Raw genomic sequence first — 23,345 nt, 5'->3', positions numbered from 1 at the left:
ACTTTCGCCCTGGCCACCCGGATCGTAGCAGCGCCGCGGGTCAGTCACGCGGCGCATACTTGCTGAGGATACGCTGCAGGGTGCGCCGGTGCATACGCAGCCGCCGCGCGGTCTCGGAAACGTTGCGGTCACACTGCTCGTAAACCCGCTGGATATGCTCCCAACGCACGCGATCCGCGCTCATCGGGTTGTCCGGCGGCTCCGGCAGATCCTCGCCCTGCGCCAGCAATGCCGAAGCGATCTGGTCGGCATCGGCCGGCTTGGAGAGGTAATCGACCGCCCCGGCCTTCACGGCGGCAACGGCAGTGGTGATGTTGCCATAGCCGGTCAGCACCACGACCCGACACTCCGGCCGGTGTTCGCGGATCTGCTGCACGACTTCCAGGCCGTTGCCATCTTCCAGGCGCAGGTCGACGAGCGCGTAGTCCGGTGCGGTTCTATGCGCAAGCTGCGCCCCTTCCTCAACGCTGGTCGCGGTCGATACCTCGAATCCCCGCTTCGCCATCGCCCGACCCAGCCGGGTCAGAAAACGCTCGTCATCGTCGACCAACAAGAGACGGCCGAGGTCGGCCACCTCGCTGGCAGCCCCGCTCGGCTGGCCAATCGTGGCTGTTCCAGCGCTCGGGGTGTCGACACCGTCAGTGTTCCGCCCCTTAACGTCCATCCGCTCAGTCATGACGCTACCCTCTCGTCTTGTCGGCGCGGCGCGTGTCCGGGCCAGGTCGACCCGCCGCCCGCCGGTGCGGCTTCTTCCAAACGCGCGCGCGGCCAGCGCACGATTACCTGCGCGCCGCCCTCCGGGCGGTTGTCGAACAGGACATCGGCGCCCGTACGCGCCAACAACGTGCGCGCGATGAAAATACCCAGGCCCATGTTTTCGCCGCCCGAGTCCCGTCGACGCGTCGAAAGATAGGGCTCCCCAAGATATGGGACGATCTGCGGATCGAAGCCAGGCCCATCGTCCAGGATCGCAAGTTCCGCGGTCCGCGCATCCCAGCGCGTTTCCAACACGACCTGACTGTTCGCGAATCCCATGGCATTCTGCACCAGCGTCCCGATCGCGTGCAGAATCTCCGGCTTGCGCTGGACCGTCGGCTGCGCCGATCCATCGCGCGGGTCCGTACGCACCTCGAGCGCGATTTCCTCACGCTGAAACGGCTGGCCGGCGGTTTGCGCCAACGCAGACAGCGGCAAGTCCCAGAAGGTGGTGTCGTCCTGGTCGCCCTCCGGCTGGGCGGCAAGGCGCGCCAAGATATCCCGGCAACGCTGCGTTTCCTGCAGCAGCAACTCGGCGTCCTCCTCCATGTCGCTGCCTTCGGGCACCTCGCCACGAATCTCGCGCGCAACCACGGCGATGGTGCCAAGCGGGCTGCCCAGCTCGTGCGCCGCCGCAGCCGCCAGTCCCCCCAACGCGGAAAGCCGCTGCTCGCGCGCCAATGCCATCTGCGTGGCGGACAGCGCGTCGGACATGCGCTGCGCTTCGGCGGCAAGCGAGAACACATAGGCGGCGATGAAAGACACCGCGAGAACCAGCGCTGCCCAGATGCCGCCGATATACAAACGCGGCAGGTCCAGCCCCCCGTTCGCCCAGGGCAACGGAACGTGCCACAGCGCCAGCACGCTCGCCGATAGGATCGCGACCCCAGCAAGCGCCAAGGTGCTCGTACGCGACAGCACGCTTGCCGACACCGTGACAGGCGCCAGAATCAAAAGCGCGAAGGGGTTGGCCAAACCGCCGGTAAGCGCCAGCAAGGCGCTTAGCTGCACCAGATCGACCGCGAGGTAGATTGCAGCCCCCCGGTCTGTCAGCCAGGGCGCGCCGCGATGCGACCACGCGGCCTGCAGGTTGGTCGCAACCGACACCAGTACCAGCAGCACGGCCGGCACGATCGGCAGCGGATACTCCAGACCGACGTAGACGAGCGCCAGCGCCGCCATCTGACCGCCCACCGCGACCCAGCGGATCGTGTTCAAGGTACGCAACCGCACCCGCCCGCCATCCGCGACGGCGCTCGTCGTTGGGGTCAGGGGGCGCACCCCACGCTTCAGAGTTGGTTGGACATCGGTTGTCATTACATCTGCGAGCATGGCGCGCCATGGCGTTTTCGCCAAGTCTTACACGTCGGGTGTGCATTGCAACACGGGCATGCCACACCATCGATCGAAGCAATAGACTGAACCGCGTGGGGACCCTCTGGCCTGTTTCAACGCGCCAAGCCATATTGCCGAAATGACCGTCCAGCCCGCCGCCCCTGACTCCCCCGCCCCCGTCGTCCGGGCGGTTGCTTTGACCAAGACGTTCGGGTCGGTGCACGCCGTTCAGGGAATCGACTTCGACGTTCCGCGCGGTACGACGATGGCGCTGCTGGGCGCGAACGGCGCGGGCAAGACGACCACGATCGCCATGCTGCTGGGCCTGCTGCTGCCGACCAGCGGACGGGTCGAGGTGCTGGGCCACGACATGGCGCGGGCGCGCCACCGCGCGATGGCCCTGGTCAACTTTTCCAGTCCCTATGTCGACCTGCCCCGGCGGCTCAACGTCCGGCAAACGCTGAGCTTTTTCGCCCGACTCTACGGCGTCCCAAGGCCGCGCCAACGGATCGAAGATCTGCTGCACGAACTCGACCTCGGCGACTTGCGCAAACGCCGGTTGGGCAGCCTCTCGGCCGGACAGAAAACGCGGGTCGCGCTCGCCAAGGCGCTGATCAACGCCCCGCAGGTGCTGTTCCTGGACGAACCGACCGCCTCGCTCGATCCCGACACGGGCGACTGGATGCGCAGCTATCTGGAGGCCTATCAGCGCGAAAGCGGCTGCGCGATCCTGCTTGCCAGCCACAACATGGCCGAGGTCGAGCGGATGTGCCACGACGTGAAGATGATGCGTGCCGGCCGGATCGTCGACCAGGGCACGCCACGCCACCTGCTCGACCGCTATGGCCGCGGCAATTTGGAAGAGGTGTTCCTGGACATCGCTCGTGACCGGCAACGCGGCGGCGAAATGCCGCACCACACGCCCGAGGGAGCGTTGGCCGAATGAGCCGCCTGGCGGATGCCCCAACCTCCCAGGCGACCGGCAGCATGATCGGGCGAATCGGCGCGGTCGTGCTGCGGCACGTCTACCTGATGCAGACCAGCTGGCCGCGCGTCTTCGAGTTGATGTACTGGCCCACGATCCAGATGATCCTGTGGGGCTTCATCACGCAGTTCTTCCTGCAGCACAGCGCCTACGTCGCGCAGGCCGCGGGCGTGCTGATCGCCGCGGTGCTGCTGTGGGACGTGCTGTTCCGCGGCCAGCTCGGCTTTTCGCTGTCCTTCCTGGAGGAAATCTGGTCGCGCAACCTGGGTAATCTGGCCGTCAGCCCCTTGGCGCCCCGTGAGTTCCTGGCGGCGCTGACGGTGATGAGCCTGCTGCGTACCCTGATCGGCGTGCTACCGGCCGCCGCGCTGGCGATCGTGTTCTACCGGTTCAACATCTTCACGCTGGGCCTGCCGCTGGTCGCCTTCTTCACCTTGCTGCTGGTGTTCGGCTGGGCGATCGGGATGATGGTCTCCGCGCTCGTCCTGCGCGTCGGCCAGGGCGCCGAAAGCGTGGCCTGGCTGGCGATCTTCCTGCTGGCGCCAGTGTCGGCGGTCTATTACCCGGTCGCCACCCTGCCCGACTGGCTGCAGCCGGTGTCCTGGATGCTGCCGACCGCCCCGGTGTTCGAGGGGATGCGCGCGATTCTGGTCGACGACACGGTGCGCACCGACCTGCTGCTGCACGCCGCGCTGGTCGATCTCTGCTACCTGGCGCTGGGAGCGTTCCTGTTCCTGTACAGCTTCCACGTCGCCCGCAAACGCGGATTGCTGCTGCAGGTAGGGGAATAAGCACGGCGGTCAGCCGTCACATCAATTCCCCCTGCTTCACACGTGAAGCTCCCTCGCCGCGCGCTCCTGGCGCTTCCTCACGTCAGGTGCGGCAGGGCAATGTAGTCCTTGGACTGCATTTCCATCAGGCGCGAGACGGTGCGCTGGAACTCGAAGCCGCCGTCCTCGCCCTGGTACAGGCGTTCCGGCGGCGCATCGGCGGCGATCAAGAGGTTGCAGCGATGCTCGTAGAGGGCGTCGATCAGGGTCATGAAGCGCCGCGCCTCGTTGCGCTGATCGCCGGTCATTGCCGGCACGTCGTCCAGCAGCACGGTGTGGAAGTGCGTGGCGATCGCCAGATAGTCCTGCGCGCCCAGCGCCTTGGCGCATAGGTCGTCGAAGCCGAAGCGCGCCACCCCACGGGCGCAGCGCGGCACCTCGACCCGCCGGCCCTTCACCGTGACGTAGTCGCGCGCGATCTCCGCCCCCTCGGTCAAGCGCGCGAAGGCCTGGTCCATCGCCTGGCGGGCCTTGGGGCCGAGCGGGGTCTGATAGACCGTGATGTCGGACAGGCGGCTCAGCCGGTAGTCGCGCCCGCCCTCCAGGCCGAGCACGTCCAGGCGCTGCTTCAGCAGCTCGATGAACGGGAGGAAGCGGCCGCGCTGCAGGCCGTTCTCGTACAGCCGGTCGGGCGGGAAGTTGGAGGTGGCGACGACCACCACCCCGTGCTCGAACAGCGCCTCGAACAGCCGGCCCAGGATCATCGCGTCGGCAACGTTGACGACGTGAAACTCGTCGAAGCACAGCAGCCAGTTTTCCTGCGCGATCTTCTCCGCCAGCTGCGGCAACGGGTCGGCCTTCGCCCCCTTGGTTTCCTGCCGCCAGGCATGCAGCCGGTCGTGCACCTCGGCCATGAAGGCGTGGAAGTGCACGCGCCGCTTCCGCTCGACCGGTGCGCGGTCGTGGAACAAATCCATCAGCATGGACTTGCCGCGCCCGACGTCGCCGTACAGGTACAGGCCCTGCGGCGGCGTCTCCGGCCGGCGGGCGAGGCCCAGGCGGGCCTTCCAGCCGCCAGGATTCTTGGGCTGGTAGTTGCGCAGGGCGTGATGCAGCGATTCCAGCTTCTCCGCCGCCAGCTCCTGCGCGGGATCGGCGGCGATCTCGCCCTGCTGGCGCAGGGTGCGATAGGCCGCGAGCGGCCCGTCCGCGCTCACGTCGGTCTGCTGCGGCGCGTCGCTAGTTGCCTTGGCGCTGTCGCGCGCGGCCTCGGCCATGCACTCCTCACTTCCGTACCCGTCTTCGCAGCGCACCTAAGCGCCGGCTGGCGCCGAGGTCAACGGCCTGGAGACAGGACGCGCGGCGCTCAGCCTACTCCATCGTCGGCATGGTGTATTCGGCGCCGGCGCGGATGCCGGTGGGCCAACGCTGCGTCACGGTCTTCAGACGGGTATAGAAGCGCACGCCTTCCATGCCGTGCATGTGATGATCGCCGAACAGCGAGCGCTTCCAGCCACCAAAGGAGTGGAAGGCCATCGGCACCGGGATCGGCACGTTGATGCCAACCATGCCGGTCTGCGCCTCCTGCTGGTACTGCCGGGCGGCGTCGCCGTCGCGGGTGAAGATCGCCGAGCCGTTGCCGAACTCGTGCGCGTTCACCAACTCGACCGCCTCGTCGTAGCTGTTGGCGCGCACCACCGACAGCACGGGGCCGAAAATTTCCTCTTTATAGATCCGCATGTCCGGGGTCACACGGTCGAACAGGCAGCCGCCCATGAAGTTGCCGTTCTCGTAGCCCTGCAGCGACTGGCTGCGGCCATCGACGATCAACTCAGCGCCTTCCTCGACGCCCAGGTCGACGTAGCCCTTCACCTTTTGCAGGTGATCGGCGGTGACCAGCGGCCCCATGTCGGCCTTGGCGTCGTCCCAGGGACCGATCCGCAAGTTCTCCACCTTCGGCGCCAGGCGGGAGATCAGCTGATCACCGGCCTCGCCCACCGTGACCGCCACAGAGACGGCCATGCAGCGCTCGCCCGCGCTGCCATAGCCCGCACCCATCAGCGCGTCGGCGGCCTGGTCCATGTCGGCGTCGGGCATCACCACCATGTGGTTCTTAGCGCCGCCCAGGGCCTGCACGCGCTTATTCTGCGCACAGCCGTGCTGATAGATGTACTCGGCGATCGGCGTCGAGCCGACGAACGACAGCGCCTGCACGTCCGGGTGCTGGATCAGGCCGTCGACCGCCTGCTTGTCGCCGTTGACGACGTTCAGCACGCCCTTCGGCGCGCCCGCCTCCATCAGCAGCTCGGCCAGGAACAGCGGCGCGCTCGGGTCCTTCTCGCTCGGCTTCAGGACGAAGGTGTTGCCGCAGGCAAGCGCGACCGGAAACATCCACATCGGCACCATCGCCGGGAAGTTGAACGGCGTGATGCCGGCGACCACGCCGAGCGGCATGCGCATCGAGAAGCTGTCGACGCTGCCGCCGACCTGCGGGGTGTAGTCACCCTTGAGCAGGTGCGGCGCGCCGGTGGCGAACTCCACCACCTCGATACCGCGCGTGACCTCGCCCTTGGCGTCGCTGAACACCTTGCCGTGCTCGCGGCAGATCAGCTCCGCCAGCTTGTCGCGGTTGGCTTCCAAGAGTTCCTTGTACTTGAACAGCACCCGCGCGCGGGTGAGCGGCGTCTTCCCGGCCCAGTCCGGCAAGGCCTGCTTGGCGGAGGCGACCGCGCGCTGCAACACCGCATTGTCGGCGAAGGCGACCGTGGCCGTTTGCTGGCCGGTTGCCGGGTTATACACCGGGCCACTGCGCCCGCCGGTATCGGACGTACGCGCACCATCGATGAAGTGGGTCAACTGTTCGGTCATGAGATCCCTCCCGGCCTTCGCAGGCATGTTGTCGAACCCGGGCCGCATACGGCGCGGCCAGGCGCGTTCTTGGACGGCTCCCTTGCCTACCCGCTCGCGCGGGCGGCGGCAAGACGGCGGGCGCCCCACCCGGGCACAGGAAAATCCCGGCCACGGCTCGCAAGACGCGCCCGAGGAGCCTACGTGGAAGGCATGAATGACTTCGCGCTCATCGTCGAACTTTGCCCACGGCTGCGCCGGCATCTGGAAGATCATGCACGGGCGGGACAGACCGTACGCTACCGCGATCTGGCCCACGAGGCCGAGGTGCCGGGCCCGCACACGATCCACAAGACGACGGAAGCGCTGGAAGCGATCGCCCGTGCCGACCACGCCGCCGACCGGCCGATGCTGGCCGCGCTCGCGGTCGGGCGCGGCAACGACGGCCTGCCGGGCCCGGGCTTCTTCCAGCTGCTGCGCGAGCTGGGACGCTACGACGGCCCAGACAGCGGCGAGCCGGCCCGGATCGCGCACGCCCGTGAAGTGAACGCGGTGGTCGCCGCCTATCAGGACGGGTAAAACGTCCGTCATCGTGCAACGTCCATCATAAGGACGAGCAAACGAGAAAAACCGTCCGGGAGGTATCGATGACTGAACGTATCCGGATCACCGTGGGGGACGTCTGTTTCGACGCAACCCTGCGCGCCACGCCGACCGCCAAGGCGATTGCCAGCGCCTGCCCGGTCACGGGCACGGCCAATACCTGGGGCGAGGAAGTTTATTTCGGCGCCCGGCTCGACGTCGCGCCTGAAGACGACCAGCGCGCAGTGGTCGATGCCGGCGAGATCGCCTACTGGCCCGAAGGCAACGCGATCGCGATCGGCTACGGCCCGACCCCGATCAGCCAGGGCGACGAAATCCGCCTGGCCGCCCCGGTCAACATCTTCGCCGACGCCGATCCCGACGACGTGCGCAAGCTCAAGGGCGCGAAGGCCGGCGCGCCCGTGAAGGTGGAATGCGCCTAACGCCGTAAGCCGTCCTCTTCCCGCCGGAAGAGACACTGCCCCTGCAATCCGCCAAAGAAAAAAGGCGCCCGGGTTGCCCCGGACGCCCTTTGTGCCGCTTCGTAACGCGCCGAAGAGGTCAGGCGTTCGCGCGCTCCTTGGCCCAGAAACGCTCGATCAGGGTCTCGGCGATCTGGACGGTGTTGAGGGCCGCGCCCTTGCGCAGATTGTCGGCGACGCACCAAAAGGCGAGACCGTTGTCCACCGTCGGGTCCTTGCGGATGCGGGAGACGTAGACGTCGTCCTCACCGGCCGCTTCAACCGGCGTGACGTAGCCTTCGTCGGCGCGGTGATCGACCACGGTCAGCCCTGGGAAGTCGCGCATCGCCTCGCGCGCGGCGTCTTCGCTCACATCGCGCTCGAACTCGACGTTGATCGATTCGCCGTGGCTGATGAACACCGGGATGCGCACGCAGGTCGCAGCAACCCTGATGTCGGGGGAGAGGATCTTCTTGGTCTCGTTGACCATCTTCCACTCCTCCTTGGTCGAGCCGTCGTCCAGGAAGGAGTCGATGTGCGGGATCGCGTTGAACGCGATCTGCTTGGTGAAGTTCTGCGGACGCGCCGGCTCGTTCATGTAGATGCCGCGCGTCTGGTTGAACAGTTCGTCCATCGCCTCCTTCCCGGAGCCGCTGGTCGACTGGTAGGTCGAGACCACCACGCGCTTGATCCCGGCCAGGTCATGCAGCGGCTTGAGGGCGACCAGCATCTGGATGGTCGAGCAGTTCGGGTTGGCGATGATGCCGCGCTTGGTGTGCTCGGCGATCGCCTCCGGATTGACCTCCGGCACGACCAGCGGGACGTCCGGCTCCATCCGGAACTTAGAGGTATTGTCGATCACCACCGCGCCGGCCTTCGCGGCCTTGGGCGAGTATTCGGCCGACACCTCGCCGCCCGGCGAGGACAGGACGATGTCCACGCCCTTGAAGTCGAACTTGGACATGTCCTGGATCTTCAGGGTCTGGTCCTCGCCGAACGACACCTCGCGGCCGGCCGACCGGCCGGAAGCCAGCGCGATGACCTCGTCGGCGGGGAACTCCCGCTCGGCCATGATCTTCAGAATCTCCCGGCCCACGTTGCCCGTGGCGCCGGCGACGGCGACCTTGTAACCCATGGAGTACGTCCTCGTTACGGCTATTATGCGCTCGCGCGGGGGCGAACCGGCATTGGTACGCGGGCAGGCCCGGCAATGCAAGGCGCGTCCCGCCCCGGACCGCTGCGGTGCAACACGTAGGAGAAGAACGGTAAGCGGCGTGCCAAGGTTCCAAGCCTTGGTCGCACCGGAACGCGGCCGGAGCAGCCATCAGGCGCTCGACAGGGCGCTTTATTCCGCCGCCTGGTCGAGCGGAAGCTGCACCCGGATCAGCTGCGGATCGTCCGGCGCGTGCTTGGACTGGAAGCCCAGGTCCTTGCACATCTGCAGCATCGCCCGGTTTTCCGCCAGCACGTCGCCGGTGATCCGACGCACGCCGCGGTTCTTGGCGTAGCCGATGATCTCCTGCATCAAGAGATAGCCAAGCCCGCGCCCCTTCAGATCGGAGCGCACGGCGACCGCATACTCCGCCTCGATGTTGTCCGGATCGCAGGTGATCCGCACCGCACCGTGGATCTCCTCCGGGTCGTCCGGATTGACCGCGACCAAAGCCATTTCCCGGTCATAGTCGATCTGGGTCAGGCGCGCGGCGAAGGCGTGGCTGAGCTCCTTCATCGGCGAGAAGAAGCGCAGACGCATGTCTTCCGGCGTCATCCGCCGGAAGAAGGCGCGCAGAGCCGGTTCGTCCTCCGGGGTGATCGGGCGCAGGAACTCCGGCGTGCCATCGCTCAGCGCCTGCGTGCGCTCCAGCTCCTTCGGGTAGGGGCTGATCGACAGGCGTTCAGCGCCCGTAGCCTTGGGCTGCTGCACCTTGATCCGGGCATCCAGCGCGACCACGCCGTGCGCGTCGGCGAGCAGGGGGTTGATGTCCAGCTCGGCCACCTCGGGGCAGTCGATCACCAACTGGCTCACCATGTTGAGCGCCCGGGCAATCGCATCGATGTCAGCCTTCGGGTGACCACGATAGCCTTCGAGCAGGCCGTGCACGCGGGTACTTTCGATCATGCTGCGGGCCAGGTTCATGTTCAGCGGCGGCAGCGCCAGCGTCTGGTCGCGGCGCACTTCCACCGCCGTACCGCCGTGGCCGAACATCATGATCGGGCCGAATTGCGAATCCTCCGTCGCCCCGACGATCAACTCGTGACTATCCGGACGGTTGACCATCTGCTGCACGGAGAAACCGTCGATCCGGGCATCCGGGCGCAGTTCATAGATGGTGTGCTGCATCCGCTCGGCGGCGTGGCGCACCTCCTCGGCACTCTCCAGGCCCAGCTCGACGCCGCCGACGTCGGACTTGTGGGTGATATCGCCGGAGATCACCTTGATCGCGACCGGATACCCCAGTTCCTCCGCCGCCTGGACGGCGCTTTCGATATCGTCGGCGATCCGGGTGTCGACGATCGGCACGCCGTAGGCCTTCAGGATCTGCTTGGCTTCCGGCTCGCTGGTCCACTCGCGGCCCTCGTCCAGCACTTTCTTCAGCGCGATCCGCGCGGCCTCGGTATCCGCCGGGCGCTGATCGGGGACCGACGGCGGCGTCTCCATCAGTTCCTCCTGGCTGCGCCGATAGCGCACCAGGTGCAGGAAGCCGCGTACGCCTTCTTCCGGGGTGCCATATGTCGGGATACCGCGCTCGGCGAACAGGGCACGCGCCTCGCGCGCCGCTCCCTCGCCCAGCCAGGCGGTGAAGACCGGACGCCGACGTCCGCCGATCGTGCGCACCACCGCGTCCGCCGCATCCTTCGGGTCGGCCACCGCGACCGGGCAGTTCATCACCAGAACGGCGTCGGAATTCTTTTCCTCCAGCAGGATCTGCAGGGCATCCGCATAACGCTTGCCCGGCGCGTCGCCGATGATGTCGACCGGATTGCCGCGCGACCAGGTCGCCGGCAGAACCTTGTCCAGCTTCTGGATCGTCTCGTCGCTCAGCTCCGCCATCTTGCCGCCGCCGCCGATCAGCGCGTCGGTCGCGAGCACGCCCAGACCGCCGCCGTTGGTCAGGATGGTCATGCGGTCGCCCTTGATCTGCGGGGCGCTCGCCAGCGTCTCGGCGGCGTCGAACAGCTCATGCAGGTCATAGACCCGCAGCATGCCAGCGCGCCGGAACGCGGCGTCATAGACCGCATCCGACCCGGCCAACGCGCCGGTATGAGAACTGGCGGCCTTCGCCCCCTCGGCGAACCGGCCGCCCTTAATGACGATCACCGGCTTGGTCCGGCTGGCCGCCCGCGCGGCGGACATGAACTTGCGCGCGTCGCTGATCGCCTCGACGTACAGCAGGATCGCGCGGGTATTCGGATCGTTGCCCAGGTAGTCCAGCGCGTCGCCGAAGTCGACATCGGTCATGTCGCCCAGCGAGATCACGTGGCTGAAGCCGATCCCCCGCGGTGTCGCCCAGTCCAGCATGGCGGTCACCATCGCCCCGGACTGGGTCACGAACGCCAGATTGCCCTTGTTCGGGGCGATGTGCGCGAAGCTCGCGTTCAAGCCCAGCTCGGGCAGCATCACACCGACGCAGTTCGGCCCGACGATGCGCAGCGTGTATGGCCGCGCGGCATCCAGCAACTGCTGGCGGCGCTGCTGCCCCTGCTCGCTGCCGCCCTCGCCGAAGCCGGCGGTCAGCACGACCACCGCGCGCGTGCCCTTTTCGCCCAGCGCCCGCACCGTCTCCGCGACCGCATCCGGCGGCGTCGCGATCACGCCCAGGTCGGGAACGATCGGCAGCTCGTCGACCGAGTTATAGGCAAGCACGCCCTCGATCGAGCGGTGTTTCGGATTCACCGGCATGATCGGACCCTTGAACCCGCTGTGGAACAGGTTCCTGGCCACGACCTGACCCACCGAATGGTCCTTGGTGCTGGCCCCGATCAAGGCGACCGACTGCGGCTTGAAGGCTTTGTCCAGGTTCCGGATGCTCACCGCGGGCCTCCCGATCTCGCTTCCCAAAAGGCAACGTGGTTGAAGGTCGGCTAGACCTTCGACGCGAATATCGCTGCGACTCCGTTAAACAACGGGTAAGGCGCACGCGCACAGCGATGCTGGCTTCCGCGATCCTGACCCGCACAACCGACCGTGTCTCCCAACGATCTTGCTGCGGCGCACAACGTAAGGGCGCGCGCGTTCGACAGCAAGCCTACAAGACCTATGCTGCGGCGCCATAACGCGGTTGTGAAACGCCGGTCCAGCTCCAAGCTACGACCGTCGCCGGGGACGGCGAATCTGGCGGTGACGGAGATAGCCGACCAAAAGGAACAGAGCGAGCGCGCCCAGGCTGAGCGGGAAGACCAGCAGCAACACGGGCACGGAGCTCAACACCAGTACGACCACGCCCAGCACCAACGCCGTTGCGCCAAGCACGAATGCCGTGCCAGCGGCATAGCCGGCGAATTCCCGGAAATCCATCGCGTCTCTCCAGCCCTGGCGGCGAGGTTGGCATCTCCGCGTCCAGTTTAAACCTCCGCGCGGGGCTCAAGCTCCCGCACGGCGAAACGCGTCCCCGGCGCGACCAACATATCCTGGGCCAAAGGCAGGGCCAGCTCACGCCGACCGGCATCCCGGGTGGCCTCAAGCACGCGGTGGATGGCATTGCCAGCAGCGCCCAACGCCTGCGCATAGCTGCTCCCACGCACCAGGTGCGCGGTGATCAGCCCGGCGAGGGCGTCCCCGGCTCCGTTCGGTGCGACCGGAAAATCGAGCCGCGGCACGCCAAGCGCCCAGGCCCGCTCGGCCGTCACCGCCAGCAGGCCCAGGCTATCGTCGCTCGTGGGGATCGAGGTGACGATGACCAGTCCGGGTCCTGTCTGGATCAGCGCGCGCGCCGCAGACAGCGCGTCCTCCCACCCGGCGACCGCACGCCCGGTCAGCCACCCGAGTTCGAAGGCGTTCGGCGTCACTACATCGGCGTTCGGCACGACCTCGCGCGCCAGCGCTTCGGCAATATCCTGGCCAACGTAGAGACCGGGCTCGGCATCGCCCATCACCGGATCGGCGATGACCAGCGCCTGCGGGTTGGCCGCGCGCAGCGTACGCCCGGCATGCGCGACGACCGCCGCCTGCTCCGCCGCACCGAGATAGCCGCTCAGCAGGGCATCGGTCTGTTCCAACACCCCGCGCGCGGCCACCCCGTCGACCAGCGCACGCAGCTCGGCCGCCGGCACCACCCGCCCGGTCAAGTCGCCGTAGCCCGGATGATTGGACAAGGCCACCGTGTCGACCTGCCAGGTTTCCACCCCCAACCGGCGGAGACAAAAGCTGCCGGCGTCGTTGCCGACATAACCATAGACGACGTGTGAATTCAGACAGAGAACAGGCATGACGGCGGTCGCGGCTTTCTTCTGATTGCGTGCTTCTGGCTTCTTACGGGCCCCACCGATTAAACCGGCGGAATGGCGGGCGCCAGGGCGTCCACCTTGCCACGTGGGTCACGTTGTTTATAGTCGCGTGCGGATACCGCAGTGCAATACAACCGGCGACCCCGATGGCTCGGCGGCTGCATGCGGGTCCCAAGACCAGAGCTATACGGGAGGGCGAACGATGACCGATCAACCGGCCGCGCGCCCGCGGCGCAGCGTGCTCTACATGCCCGGCTCTAACGCCCGGGCGCTCGAGAAGGGCAAGAGCCTCCCCGCCGACGCATTGATCCTGGACCTGGAAGACGCGGTGACGCCGGACGCCAAGGCGAACGCGCGCGACCAGGTGGTGCAGGCGGTCCGGGCCGGCGGCTACGCCCCGCGCGAGGTTGCCGTGCGGGTCAATCCGCTGAACGGCGCCTGGGGCCCTGCGGACGTCGTGGCCGCCGCGACCTGCGGCGCCGACGCGCTGCTGCTGCCCAAGGTCGAAAGCGCGGCCATGGTCCAGGACCTGGAAAAACGCATGGAGGCGGCCGGCGCTCCTTCGGACATGGCGATCTGGACCATGATCGAGACGCCCAAGGGCGTGCTCAACGCCCAGGAGATCGCCGCGGCGAGTGACCGGCTGGCGGTGTTCGTCATGGGCACGAGTGACCTGGTCAAGGATTTGCACGCCGAGCACACGAATGACCGGCAGCCGGTACTGAGCGCGCTGTCGTGGTGCGTCCTGGCCGCCCGTGCCTACGGCCGGGCGATCGTCGACGGCGTCCATCTGGACCTGAACGACGACGAGGGACTGGAAGCGCACTGCCGGCAGGGCCGCGCGCTGGGCATGGACGGCAAGACGCTGATCCATCCCAAGACGGTCGAGACCGCCAACCGGGTGTTCGCACCATCGGAAGAGCAGATCGCCTACGCCCGTCGGATCATCGAGGCGCACGCGGAAGCCCAGCGCCGGGGCGAAGGCGTGGCGGTGCTGGATGGCCAACTGATCGAGAACCTGCACGTGGAGAATGCACAGCGCCTGGTCGCGCTCGCCGAGGCGATCGCACAGCGCACGGCCGCGTAAACCTCCGACAGCCGGGACAGACAGCACACACAGGCGACGAAACGGACCCCGCGATGAGCAAGCAGATCCAGGGCAACTACTTCGAGGACTTCAAGCTCGGCCAGCAGCTTCGGCACGCGACTCCGCGCACCGTCACGGAAGGCGACCAGGCGCTTTACCTGTCGCTGACCGGCGCACGCTTCGCGCTCAACAGCTCCGGGACCGCCGCGCGCGAGGTTGGCTACAAGGGACTGCCGCTGGACGACTGGCTTGCCTTCCACCTGGTGTTTGGCAAGTCGGTGCCCGACATCTCGCTGAACGCGGTCGCCAATCTCGGCTACGCGGAGGGGGTGTTCCGTCAGCCGGTCTATCCAGGGGACACGATCGCCACCGTCTCCGAGGTGATCGGCCTGAAGGAGAACTCCAACGGCAAGACCGGCACGGTCTATGTCCGCTCCCGCGGGACCAAGGCCGACGGCACGCCGGTGTTGGACTACGTGCGCTGGGTCATGGTGCACAAGCGCGATCCCGAGAGCCCGGCGCCGGAACCGCACATTCCCGAACTCGCCGAGGCGGTGCCGGCGTCGCAATTGGAGCTGCCGGCCGACACCGATTTTGCCCAGTTCGATACCGGCCTGACCGGCCAGCCACACCTGTTCGAGGACTACCAAGCGGGCGAGCAGATCGACCACGTCGACGGCATGACGGTGGAAGAGGCCGAGCACCAGATGGCTACCCGTCTCTATCAGAACACCGCGCGGGTGCACTTCAACCAGCACCAGCAGGCGCAAGGGCGCTTCGCCCGGCGGATCATCTACGGCGGGCACGTCATCTCGATTGCCCGCGCGCTGACGTTCAACGGCCTGGGCAATGCGCTCAAGGTCGCTGCGATCAACGCCGGCCGGCACACCAATCCCTGCTTCGCCGGCGACACCATCTACGCTTGGTCCGAGGTGCTGGACACGATCGAGATCCCGGGCCGGTCGGACGTCGGCGCGCTGCGTCTGCGTACGGTCGCGACCAAGGATCGGACGTGCGCCGACCATCCCCTGACCGGCGACGATGGCAAGTACGACCCCTCGGTCCTGCTGGACCTGGACTACACCGTCCTGATGCCCCGGCGGTTCTGATGCCCCGGCGCGGGTAAACACGGGCGGGTTTACGGCGGAGTGCCCGGCCCCCCTTGCCAGGACTGTGGGAGCGGTCTGTCGCGATAGATCCGAACGATCGTGACCGCATTGGTGGCCAGGACCAAGCTCTCGGCGAGCAACGCACCGACCGAGCCCGAAAGATAGTTGGCCAGCACCCAACAGCCCGCGCCGACCGCGAGCATAAGCCGCATCGGAATACCGTCCAGCATGAACATGGCATAGGTGCCGATCAGGCCCGCGAGCAACGGCACCATGTCGAGCGGCCCCTGCCAGGTTAGCCCGGCGACGCCGAGGGTCGCCGCCAGCATGGCCACCATCACCGGCCAGCTTTTCTTATACCGCCGCACCAGCACGATCCGCAGGACGATCAAGGCGCTGATCGCGCCGGCGACCCAGCCGCCCAACAGGAAAAACTGCGCCGCAAACGCCACGTTCGCGAAGATCAGGATCAGCAGCAAACGGTCGTCGCGCTTGTGCGCGAAGCCCGCGATACAAAGCCCCAGGGCGACAAGACCGACGAGTTGCCCCAACAGCGGCTGTGTCATCGGGCCTTGTCTCCTTCGGGCGCTGGGGCGCGTCGCGTATCGCTGCGCGGACAGGACGGTTTGGGCGCACTAGCCAGAGACTCACGGCGAGCGAACGACCCTCAGCACACGGATGGGATCGAACACGCCCGCCCAGGCGGCGCATACCCACCAAAACCCGGACGCACACAAGAGCAAGAGCGCAGCCCCGCCCCCAGTAGACGGGGCCGGGGCCGCGCAAAATCAGCCGTCGAATCAGTCGAGATCGGGCCTAGAAAAGCCCCTGCTGGCTCCGCTTACGCACTGTCTTCGGAAGAGGCGTTGTCGGCGGGCTGGCCGCTGCCCGTGTCCGGGGCATCGCTGACGGCGGTGTCTTCGCCGTTGGACTCGCCGTTGCCGTCACCACCCTGGGCATTCTTGTTGCGGCGCGGACGGCCACGACCGCGCTTGGCACGGCTACCGCCATCAGCCTCAGCACTGCCCTGCGCATCGGCGCCATCGGCGGCCGGCTGCGGCGCCCCGTTCGCCTCGCCGGCGTCGCCACCGCCGTTGACGTGGTAGCCCTGCCCGTTGCTCTGGGGCTGCTGGCGACGGCGCTCGTCCTGCTCATAACGTTCGCGGCGTTCCTGGCGGGTCCCGCGGGCCTGCTGGCGCGCGCCGTCGTCCTCGTAATCCTCCTCGTCTTGGCCGTCATAGCCGTTCGGCTCGCGGCCATAGAGATCCTCGTACGAAGGATCGGTATTTTCGTTGATGATCCGGTAGTAATGCTCGGCGTGCTGATAGTAGCTCTCGGCGATCACCCGATCGCCAGCCGAACTCGCGTCCCGTGCCAGTGCCAGATACTTTTCGTAGACCTGCGTGGCGTTACCGCGTACGCGCACGTCGGGGCCGTTACTGTCGAAGTTCTGATTTTTCAGCGGAACGTTCTTGCGGCCACCGCCGCCGCCACCGCCGGAGCGACCACGAGGCCGCCGTCCACCACCGCTTGAACCCTGTTTCATCGTATCCGTATCACCCAGGAAAAGGTCGATCCTCGCGCTTTCGCACGTGCTGCCCGCCCGTGGTCCGGGCCAGCCGTCACGGAAGCTGCTCGCTAATCGGGATCGCGTTGCGTCTGTCGGGGCCCTGGCCTTCGCATCTTTCCTTGCAAAAGCCTGTTTGCCGCCGGCCCCCCGACCGCCACGCATCTACCCTAGTGGCGAACCGCGCCACGTCCAACCGTTTTTCGAACCCGTGCCGGGCGGTTCGCCCGCGTGCGCCGCGACAGCGGGAATCAAGCCGCCGCCGCGCGCACGCAACGCAGATTGCCTGCCAAATCGCACACGCCGGCGGGTGTACGCAACCCCGCGCCCTGGAGCAGGGCCTGTACCTCGCCGCCCTGGTCGTGCCCGACCTCCAGGAACACCTGTCCGCCGGGCGCCAACCAGCCGGCCAGCCGGGGCACCAGATCGCGGTAGGCGTCCAGCCCGTCCGGCCCACCGTCGAGTGCGCTCCAAGGGTCATACCGGGTCACTTCCGGCGCCAGGTCCTGAATCTCCCCACGACGCACATAAGGCGGATTACTGACGATCAGGTCGACCTGCGCGCCCTCGACCTCTTCCCAGGCCTCCGCGCGCACCTGCGCCCGAGTGTCCAGACCGTGGCGCGCGGCGTTGGCGCGGGCGATCGCCGCAGCCTCGGGGTCACGTTCGAGCCCCAGGCCGGTCGCGTTCGGCAATTCGGACAGCAGTGCGAGCAGGAGACAGCCGCTGCCGGTACCAAGGTCCAGCACGCGCCATGCCGCTTCCCGGCCATGGCCGCTCGCATCGACGTGGGCCAACGCCGCTTCGACCAATGTTTCGGTATCCGGCCGGGGGTCGAGCACGCCGGGGCCGATTTCGAACGTCAAGCTCCAGAATTCGCGCACGCCCAGAATGCGGGACACCGGTCGGCGCGTCACGCGCTGCTCAAGATAGTCCGCGAACCGCTGTGCCGCCTCAACCGCGACACAGCGCCCCGGATCGGCAAGCAGTGCCGCTTCCTCGACCTCCATAGCCGCCGCCAGCAACAGGCGCGCATCGCGCCGCGGCGCGTCCACGCCCGCCGCCGCCAGGCGAAGCTGCGCGATGTCCAGCAACGCGCCGGCGGAGACTGCTGCGGCCGGATCGACGGGCACGGATGTGCTCACTGCAACTCGGCCAGCTTGGCGGCCTGATCCTCGTTGATCAGCGGATCGATCACCTGATCCAGGCCCTCGCCGCTCATCACCTTCTCCAGCTGATAGAGGGTCAGGCCGATCCGGTGGTCGGTCACACGGCCCTGCGGGAAGTTATAGGTGCGAATCCGCTCCGAGCGGTCGCCACTCCCGATCTGCGACTTGCGGTCGTCGGCGCGCGCCTGCTCCACCTTTTGCCGCTCCATGTCGTACAAACGGGCGCGCAGCACCTGCATCGCCCGGGCGCGGTTCTTGTGCTGGGACTTGTTGTCCTGGCAGCTCACCACCACCCCGGTCGGAAGGTGGGTAATCCGCACGGCCGAGTCGGTGGTGTTGACGTGCTGCCCGCCAGCGCCCTGGGAGCGGAAGGTATCGATCCGCAGATCCTTGTCCTCGACCTCGACGTCGACGTCCTCCGCCTCCGGCAGCACCGCGACGGTGGCGGCGGAGGTGTGAATCCGGCCCTGGCTTTCGGTCTGCGGCACGCGCTGCACGCGGTGCACGCCGGATTCGTACTTCAGCTTGGCGAACACGCCCCGACCCTTAACCAGGGCGCTGACCTCCTTGGCGCCGCCCTGGTCGGCTTCCTGCCAGGACAGGACCTCCACGCTCCAGCCCTGCTCGGAGGCATAGCGCTGATACATGCGGAACAGCTCGGCGGCGAACAGGGCCGCCTCCTGCCCGCCGGTTCCCGCGCGGACCTCCAGGATGGCGTTCTTCTCGTCGTCCTTGTCGCGCGGGACGAGGCGCATCTTCACGTCGTGCTCCAGCGCGTCGCAACGATCGCGCAGGCGGTAATATTCCTCCTCCGCCAGCTCGCGCATCTCCGCGTCACTGTCGGGGTCGTCCATCATCGCCTTGGCCTCGTCACGCTCCTGGCGCGCGGCCCGCAGCGCCTGAATGGAGTCGACGACCGGCTGGAGATCGGAAATCTCCTTCAGCTTATCAGTGTAGTCGGAGGAGCCGGGGCTTTCGTGGCGCGCGACCAGGGCCTGCAGCTCCTCGTAACGCGCCACCACCCCGTCCAGATTCTCTTCCAGCGACACGGCACGTCCTTCCTTGTGTTCCTCCGAGCAGGGTCACGGTCCCCGCGCCCATCACGGGCCGCCGCGCAGCTCAGCGTTGCGCGTCGTCGGCATCGTCCTCGCTCTGCCCCCCCTCACGGGGATCGATACCGTAAAGCCGCGCCAGGCTGCGTTCCAACTCGGCGCGCGTTTCGACATCGCCAGCGGCCTCGCGCAGCGCCTGCGTGGGACCGTGCAGCAGACGGTTGACCAATAGGCGCGTGGCGGCCTCCGCGTCCAGCTTGCCGGTCGCCAGCACCTCCGCGCGGACCGTCTCGAAATGCTGGCGCAGCCCGGTTACGGAGGGCACCGCCTCGCGGCCCGCCGCGCGCTTGGCGAAGGCGTCCAGTTCGGCGTCCACGATCGCCCAGGCGTCGAGCGCGGCGTGCTCGCGCTGCACGCGGCCTTCCTGTGCGACGCGTTCCAGGTCGCCCAGATCGTAGACGAACGCCGAATCGAGGTCGTGCACCTTCGGCTCGACGTCCGCCGGCACAGCCGCATCCATGATGAAAATAGGACGCTGCCGGCGGCGTTTCAGCGCCCGGCGCACCGTCTGGCGCCCCAGCACGTAATCGCCCCGCCCCAACCCCGCGACGACGATATCCGCATCGACCAGCGCGGCGTCGAGATCCTCCCACGGGCGCACATCGCAGGCGAGCCGGCGCGCCGCGGTTTCCGCCCGGCGCTGGGTCGGGTGCGCCAGCACCAGGCGCGCGACCGCACTGTCTCTCAGCTGGGCGGCCATCAACTCGCCCATCTCCCCCAGCCCCAGCATCAGGGCGTTACAGCGCCGAAGATCGCCGTGAATCTGTCGGGCGACCTTGATCGCCGCGGCGGCGATCGACACCGGCTGGCTGGCCAACTCCGTCTCCGAGCGCACGCGCTTGGCGACCGTGTAGGCGCTTTGCAGCATCGCCTCCAGCCGGCCGGCGACCAGCCCCGCCTCCTGCGCCACCCGATGGCTGTCCTTTAACTGGCCCAGTACCTGCGGCTCGCCCAGCATCTGACTGTCCAGCGCCGCGGCAACGGCGAACAGGTGGCGCAAGGCGGCATGGCCCCGATGGATCGACAGCAGCCGACCAACCTCCTCGCCATCCATGCCAGACCAGTCCGCAAGCAGACGCGCGGCAGTCAGCTCCACCTTGTTCGGCGTTTCGGACAAGGTCGCAACCTCGACCCGCTCGCACGTCGCGAGCACCACGCCCTGCTCGAACCCAGCCGCACGCAAATCGGCCAACAGGCGCGCACGGTCGACGTCCTCGACGAACAGGGTTTCGCGCACGCCCGCCGGGACGTTGCGGTGGGACAGGCCCACGATGACGAGATGGGCGGCCGGATCGCCGGACATACGCTACACTCCGCGCGCGGGAAACGCGGGCCGTCCGCTTCGCTAGCTCAGCTGGGCGAGACGCTCGCCCAGGGCGTTCAGGCTCACCGTTTCCTGTGTGCCACTGTCCAGGTCGCGAACGGTGGCGCTGCCCTTGGCGGCTTCCTCCTCGCCCAGGATGACGGCGGCGCGGGCGTTGACCCGGTCGGCGCGCTTGAGACGTTTGCGCAGGTTGCCGCTATAGCCGAGCTCGACGGCGAAGCCCTGGTGGCGCAGCTTCTGCGTCAACTCCAGAGCCATCGCTTCCTGCGCTTCACCGGCGGGCACCACCGCGATCGGGCGCGGCGGTTGCGGCTCTTGGTCCAAGAGCATCGACAGCCGTTCGACACCTGCAGCCCAGCCGATGCCAGGTGTCGACGCCCCCCCCATCTGCCCGATCAGGCCGTCGTAACGCCCCCCCGCCAGCACGGTGCCCTGCGCCCCCAACTGGTCGGTCGTGAACTCGAAGCAGGTGTGGGTGTAGTAGTCCATTCCGCGCACCAGCCGCGGGTTGATCTCATAAGAGATGCCGAGCGTGCGCAGACCGTCCAGCACCTGCCGGAAGAAGTCCTTGGATTCGCGGTTCAGGTAGTCGTCGAACTGCGGGGCATCGGCCACCAGCTTGCGGTCGCCGGCGTCCTTGGAATCCAGGATGCGCAGCGGGTTGCGGTGCAGCCGCGCGCGGCTGTCGTCGGACAGCTGATCTTCGTACTGCTGGAAGTAGTCGACCAGCGCCTGACGGTAGACCTTCCGGCTTTCCAGATCGCCCAGCGTGTTGATCTCCAGCGTGATCCGGTCGCTGTCGAGGCCGATCTCCTGCAGGAAGTGCCGGGCAAGCGCGATCATCTCGACGTCGCCAACCGGCTGGGCGACCCCGAGCAACTCGACATCGACCTGATGGAACTGCCGCAGCCGGCCCTTCTGCGGACGTTCGTGGCGGAACATCGGGCCGGTGTAGAAGAGCTTCGCCGGCAGGTCCTGCTGCAGCCCGTTGGTGATGAACGCCCGCGCCACGCCGGCCGTCGCCTCCGGACGCAAGGTGACGCTGTCGCCCTCCTCCGAGACCGGGAAGGTGTACATTTCCTTGGTCACGATGTCGGAGGTTTCGCCCAGCGTGCGCTTGAAGACATCGGTAAACTCGAACACCGGCGTGGCCATCTCGTGATAGCCGTAACGCTCGGCCAAGCGGCGGCAGGCATCGATCACCGTGCGGTGACGACGCATGTCCTCCGGCAGGATATCGCGGGTCCCGCGGACCGGCTGCAGTTTCGCCAAGTCGGATCTCCGCCCAATAACTGGGAAAAGGGGCACAGGTGCGCCGCGGACACTTACCGCGCGCGCCCTAGCAAAAGCAACCGGGTGGAAGGAGGACGCCTTGCCGCGCGTTGGACGGTCAGGCGGTGACGTCCGCACGACCGCCATCGATCACCGTCCCGGCGCCGGACCTGACAGAACGCTCGTGGACAGCCCTGGACGGTCTACTCCGCCGCGGCCGGGCCGGCGCTCGCCGTATCCTCGGCTTCGGCCTTACGCTGCGTGTCCTTCTGGGCCTCGATCTCGGCCGCCTTGGCTTCGACCTGCTTAACCAGGTGGTCGACGATGTCCTCATCCTTCAGCCGGTGGCTGGGCAGACCGTTGACGTACACCTGATGGGTGCCGCGGCCACCGCCGGTGAAGCCGACGTCGGTCAAGGTCGCTTCGCCGGGGCCGTTCACGACGCAGCCGATTACCGAAACGGTCAGCGGCGTGGAGATGTGCTCCAGGCGCTCTTCCAACGTGCGCACCGTCTCGATCACGTCGAACTGCTGGCGTGCACAGGAGGGACAGGAGACCACGTTGACGCCGCGGTGCCGCAGGCCGAGCGACTTCAGGATCTCGTAGCCGACCTTGATTTCCTCCACCGGGTCGCAAGACAGCGACACGCGCACCGTGTCGCCAATCCCGGCCCACAGCAGGTTGCCCAGGCCGATCGACGACTTGATCGTGCCGGAGCGCTGACCGCCGGCCTCGGTGATGCCGATGTGCAGCGGATAGTCGCAGGCGTCAGCAAGCTGCATGTAGGCCGCAACGGCCAAGAACACGTCGGAGGCCTTGCACGAGATCTTGAACTCGTAGAAGTCCTCCTCCTCCAGGATGCGCGCGTGGGTCAGCGCGCTCTCCACCATCGCGTCCGGGCAGGGCTCGCCATACTTCTCCAGGATATCGCGCTCCAGCGAGCCGGCGTTGACGCCGATGCGCATCGAGCAGCCGTAGTCCTTGGCGGCCTTGACGACTTCCTGCACCCGCGCCCGGGAGCCGATGTTGCCCGGGTTGATGCGCAGGCAGGATGCGCCCGCCTGGGCCGCCTCGATCGCGCGCTTGTAGTGGAAGTGGATGTCCGCGACGATCGGGATATCGACCTGCGGCACGATCTGCGCCAGCGCCTGCGTGCTCTCTTCCGACGGACAGGAGACGCGGACGATGTCGCAACCGGCGTCTTCCAGCCGCTTGATCTGTTCCACCGTGCCCTGGACGTCCTCGCAGTCGGTATTGGTCATCGACTGCACGGTGATCGGCGCGTCGCCGCCGACGGGGACGTTGCCGACGTGGATTTGCCGACTTTGACGGCGGTGAATGTCGCGGTAGGGGCGGACGCTCATGGTACTCGCTCTTGTCTTTCGACCTTGTCCGGGTCTGCTGACGGCGGAACCGCGCCAACCCGGTCACGACGCCTAGCAAAGGCGACTTCTATGACTCAGGGATACACGCGACTGCCCATCGCCGGCAACCACGCCAGCAGGGGCACGGCCATGACAGTTC

21 protein-coding genes are annotated in these 23,345 nt (G+C 67.4%); 6 read left to right on the top strand and 15 right to left on the bottom strand.

Features of this window, described 5'->3' with window-relative positions:
* Positions 1-40 precede the first annotated feature (40 nt).
* The gene (locus tag RHOSA_RS0103140; RefSeq protein ID WP_242468732.1) at positions 41-676 is read right to left on the bottom strand and encodes an ActR/PrrA/RegA family redox response regulator transcription factor; all 636 of its coding nucleotides are present in this window, start codon (positions 674-676) and stop codon (positions 41-43) included.
* Positions 673-2,073 (bottom strand): ActS/PrrB/RegB family redox-sensitive histidine kinase, encoded by a 1,401-nt coding sequence (locus RHOSA_RS20070; RefSeq protein ID WP_081728410.1) that lies wholly within the window; start codon positions 2,071-2,073, stop codon positions 673-675. The genes RHOSA_RS0103140 and RHOSA_RS20070 overlap by 4 nt, the downstream gene beginning before the upstream one ends.
* A gap of 157 nt (positions 2,074-2,230) precedes the next feature.
* Between RHOSA_RS20070 and RHOSA_RS20065 the strand changes: the two genes are divergently transcribed.
* Positions 2,231-3,037 (top strand): ABC transporter ATP-binding protein, encoded by an 807-nt coding sequence (locus RHOSA_RS20065; RefSeq protein ID WP_051431743.1) that lies wholly within the window; start codon positions 2,231-2,233, stop codon positions 3,035-3,037.
* Positions 3,034-3,867: an ABC transporter permease gene (locus RHOSA_RS0103125; RefSeq protein WP_242468731.1), complete on the top strand. Its 834-nt coding sequence runs from the start codon at positions 3,034-3,036 to the stop codon at positions 3,865-3,867. Before RHOSA_RS20065 ends, RHOSA_RS0103125 begins: the two co-directional genes overlap by 4 nt.
* Positions 3,868-3,944: 77 nt before the next feature.
* Here the strand turns inward: RHOSA_RS0103125 and zapE are convergent, their stop codons facing one another.
* Positions 3,945-5,123, bottom strand: coding sequence for a cell division protein ZapE (gene zapE / locus RHOSA_RS0103120; protein ID WP_081728409.1), 1,179 nt, complete (start codon positions 5,121-5,123; stop codon positions 3,945-3,947).
* 94 nt (positions 5,124-5,217) lie between these two features.
* On the bottom strand, positions 5,218-6,714 hold the full coding sequence (locus RHOSA_RS0103115; RefSeq protein ID WP_027287541.1) for a CoA-acylating methylmalonate-semialdehyde dehydrogenase: 1,497 nt from the start codon (positions 6,712-6,714) through the stop codon (positions 5,218-5,220).
* Between the two features lie 183 nt (positions 6,715-6,897).
* Here RHOSA_RS0103115 and RHOSA_RS0103110 point away from each other — a divergent pair, with 183 nt between their 5' ends.
* Positions 6,898-7,272, top strand: coding sequence for a hypothetical protein (locus tag RHOSA_RS0103110; protein WP_156092486.1), 375 nt, complete (start codon positions 6,898-6,900; stop codon positions 7,270-7,272).
* A 68-nt stretch (positions 7,273-7,340) separates the two neighbouring features.
* Positions 7,341-7,718: a cyclophilin-like fold protein gene (locus RHOSA_RS0103105; protein ID WP_027287539.1), complete on the top strand. Its 378-nt coding sequence runs from the start codon at positions 7,341-7,343 to the stop codon at positions 7,716-7,718.
* Between the two features lie 118 nt (positions 7,719-7,836).
* On the opposite strand, the gene RHOSA_RS20060 is transcribed toward RHOSA_RS0103105, so the two are convergent.
* The 4 genes from RHOSA_RS20060 to pdxY form a co-directional block, all read right to left on the bottom strand.
* Positions 7,837-8,871, bottom strand: a complete 1,035-nt coding sequence (locus RHOSA_RS20060) for an aspartate-semialdehyde dehydrogenase (RefSeq protein WP_037255619.1) — start codon at positions 8,869-8,871, stop codon at positions 7,837-7,839.
* A 210-nt stretch (positions 8,872-9,081) separates the two neighbouring features.
* Positions 9,082-11,769 carry a bifunctional acetate--CoA ligase family protein/GNAT family N-acetyltransferase gene (locus tag RHOSA_RS0103095; protein WP_027287538.1) on the bottom strand — a complete coding sequence of 896 codons (2,688 nt, stop codon included), beginning with the start codon at positions 11,767-11,769 and terminating at the stop codon, positions 9,082-9,084.
* Positions 11,770-12,042: 273 nt separating this feature from the next.
* Positions 12,043-12,252, bottom strand: a complete 210-nt coding sequence (locus RHOSA_RS0103090; protein ID WP_027287537.1) for a hypothetical protein — start codon at positions 12,250-12,252, stop codon at positions 12,043-12,045.
* A 47-nt stretch (positions 12,253-12,299) separates the two neighbouring features.
* A complete protein-coding gene (pdxY, locus tag RHOSA_RS20055) occupies positions 12,300-13,163 on the bottom strand; it encodes a pyridoxal kinase PdxY (RefSeq protein WP_037255616.1) in 864 nt (287 codons plus the stop codon).
* Positions 13,164-13,383: 220 nt separating this feature from the next.
* Here pdxY and RHOSA_RS0103080 point away from each other — a divergent pair, with 220 nt between their 5' ends.
* Positions 13,384-14,268, top strand: a complete 885-nt coding sequence (locus RHOSA_RS0103080; protein ID WP_027287536.1) for an HpcH/HpaI aldolase/citrate lyase family protein — start codon at positions 13,384-13,386, stop codon at positions 14,266-14,268.
* A gap of 53 nt (positions 14,269-14,321) precedes the next feature.
* Positions 14,322-15,377, top strand: a complete 1,056-nt coding sequence (locus RHOSA_RS0103075) for a MaoC family dehydratase (protein WP_027287535.1) — start codon at positions 14,322-14,324, stop codon at positions 15,375-15,377.
* Positions 15,378-15,406: 29 nt separating this feature from the next.
* Here RHOSA_RS0103075 and RHOSA_RS20050 read toward each other — a convergent pair whose 3' ends face one another.
* The 7 genes from RHOSA_RS20050 to ispG all read right to left on the bottom strand — a co-directional run bounded on the left by RHOSA_RS20050 (position 15,407) and on the right by ispG (position 23,185).
* On the bottom strand, positions 15,407-15,943 hold the full coding sequence (locus RHOSA_RS20050) for a YgjV family protein (RefSeq protein ID WP_037255612.1): 537 nt from the start codon (positions 15,941-15,943) through the stop codon (positions 15,407-15,409).
* Between the two features lie 275 nt (positions 15,944-16,218).
* Entirely contained in the window at positions 16,219-16,923 is a 705-nt protein-coding gene (locus tag RHOSA_RS24570) for a DUF4167 domain-containing protein (protein WP_081728408.1), read from the bottom strand.
* Between the two features lie 272 nt (positions 16,924-17,195).
* Positions 17,196-18,089 carry a peptide chain release factor N(5)-glutamine methyltransferase gene (prmC, locus tag RHOSA_RS0103060; RefSeq protein WP_215904977.1) on the bottom strand — a complete coding sequence of 298 codons (894 nt, stop codon included), beginning with the start codon at positions 18,087-18,089 and terminating at the stop codon, positions 17,196-17,198.
* Positions 18,086-19,162, bottom strand: coding sequence for a peptide chain release factor 1 (gene prfA, locus RHOSA_RS0103055; protein WP_027287533.1), 1,077 nt, complete (start codon positions 19,160-19,162; stop codon positions 18,086-18,088). The genes prmC and prfA overlap by 4 nt, the downstream gene beginning before the upstream one ends.
* A 70-nt stretch (positions 19,163-19,232) precedes the next feature.
* Positions 19,233-20,528: a glutamyl-tRNA reductase gene (hemA, locus tag RHOSA_RS20040; RefSeq protein ID WP_037255609.1), complete on the bottom strand. Its 1,296-nt coding sequence runs from the start codon at positions 20,526-20,528 to the stop codon at positions 19,233-19,235.
* A gap of 42 nt (positions 20,529-20,570) precedes the next feature.
* Positions 20,571-21,821, bottom strand: coding sequence for a histidine--tRNA ligase (gene hisS / locus RHOSA_RS0103045; protein ID WP_027287532.1), 1,251 nt, complete (start codon positions 21,819-21,821; stop codon positions 20,571-20,573).
* A gap of 203 nt (positions 21,822-22,024) precedes the next feature.
* Positions 22,025-23,185, bottom strand: coding sequence for a flavodoxin-dependent (E)-4-hydroxy-3-methylbut-2-enyl-diphosphate synthase (ispG, locus tag RHOSA_RS0103040; protein WP_027287531.1), 1,161 nt, complete (start codon positions 23,183-23,185; stop codon positions 22,025-22,027).
* Positions 23,186-23,345 lie beyond the last annotated feature (160 nt).

Origin of the sequence: Rhodovibrio salinarum DSM 9154 (assembly GCF_000515255.1) — a bacterium.
Lineage (GTDB): Bacteria > Pseudomonadota > Alphaproteobacteria > Kiloniellales > Rhodovibrionaceae > Rhodovibrio > Rhodovibrio salinarum.
Note: the sequence above shows the minus strand (reverse complement) of the source record. Positions and strands in the feature narration are given on the sequence as shown.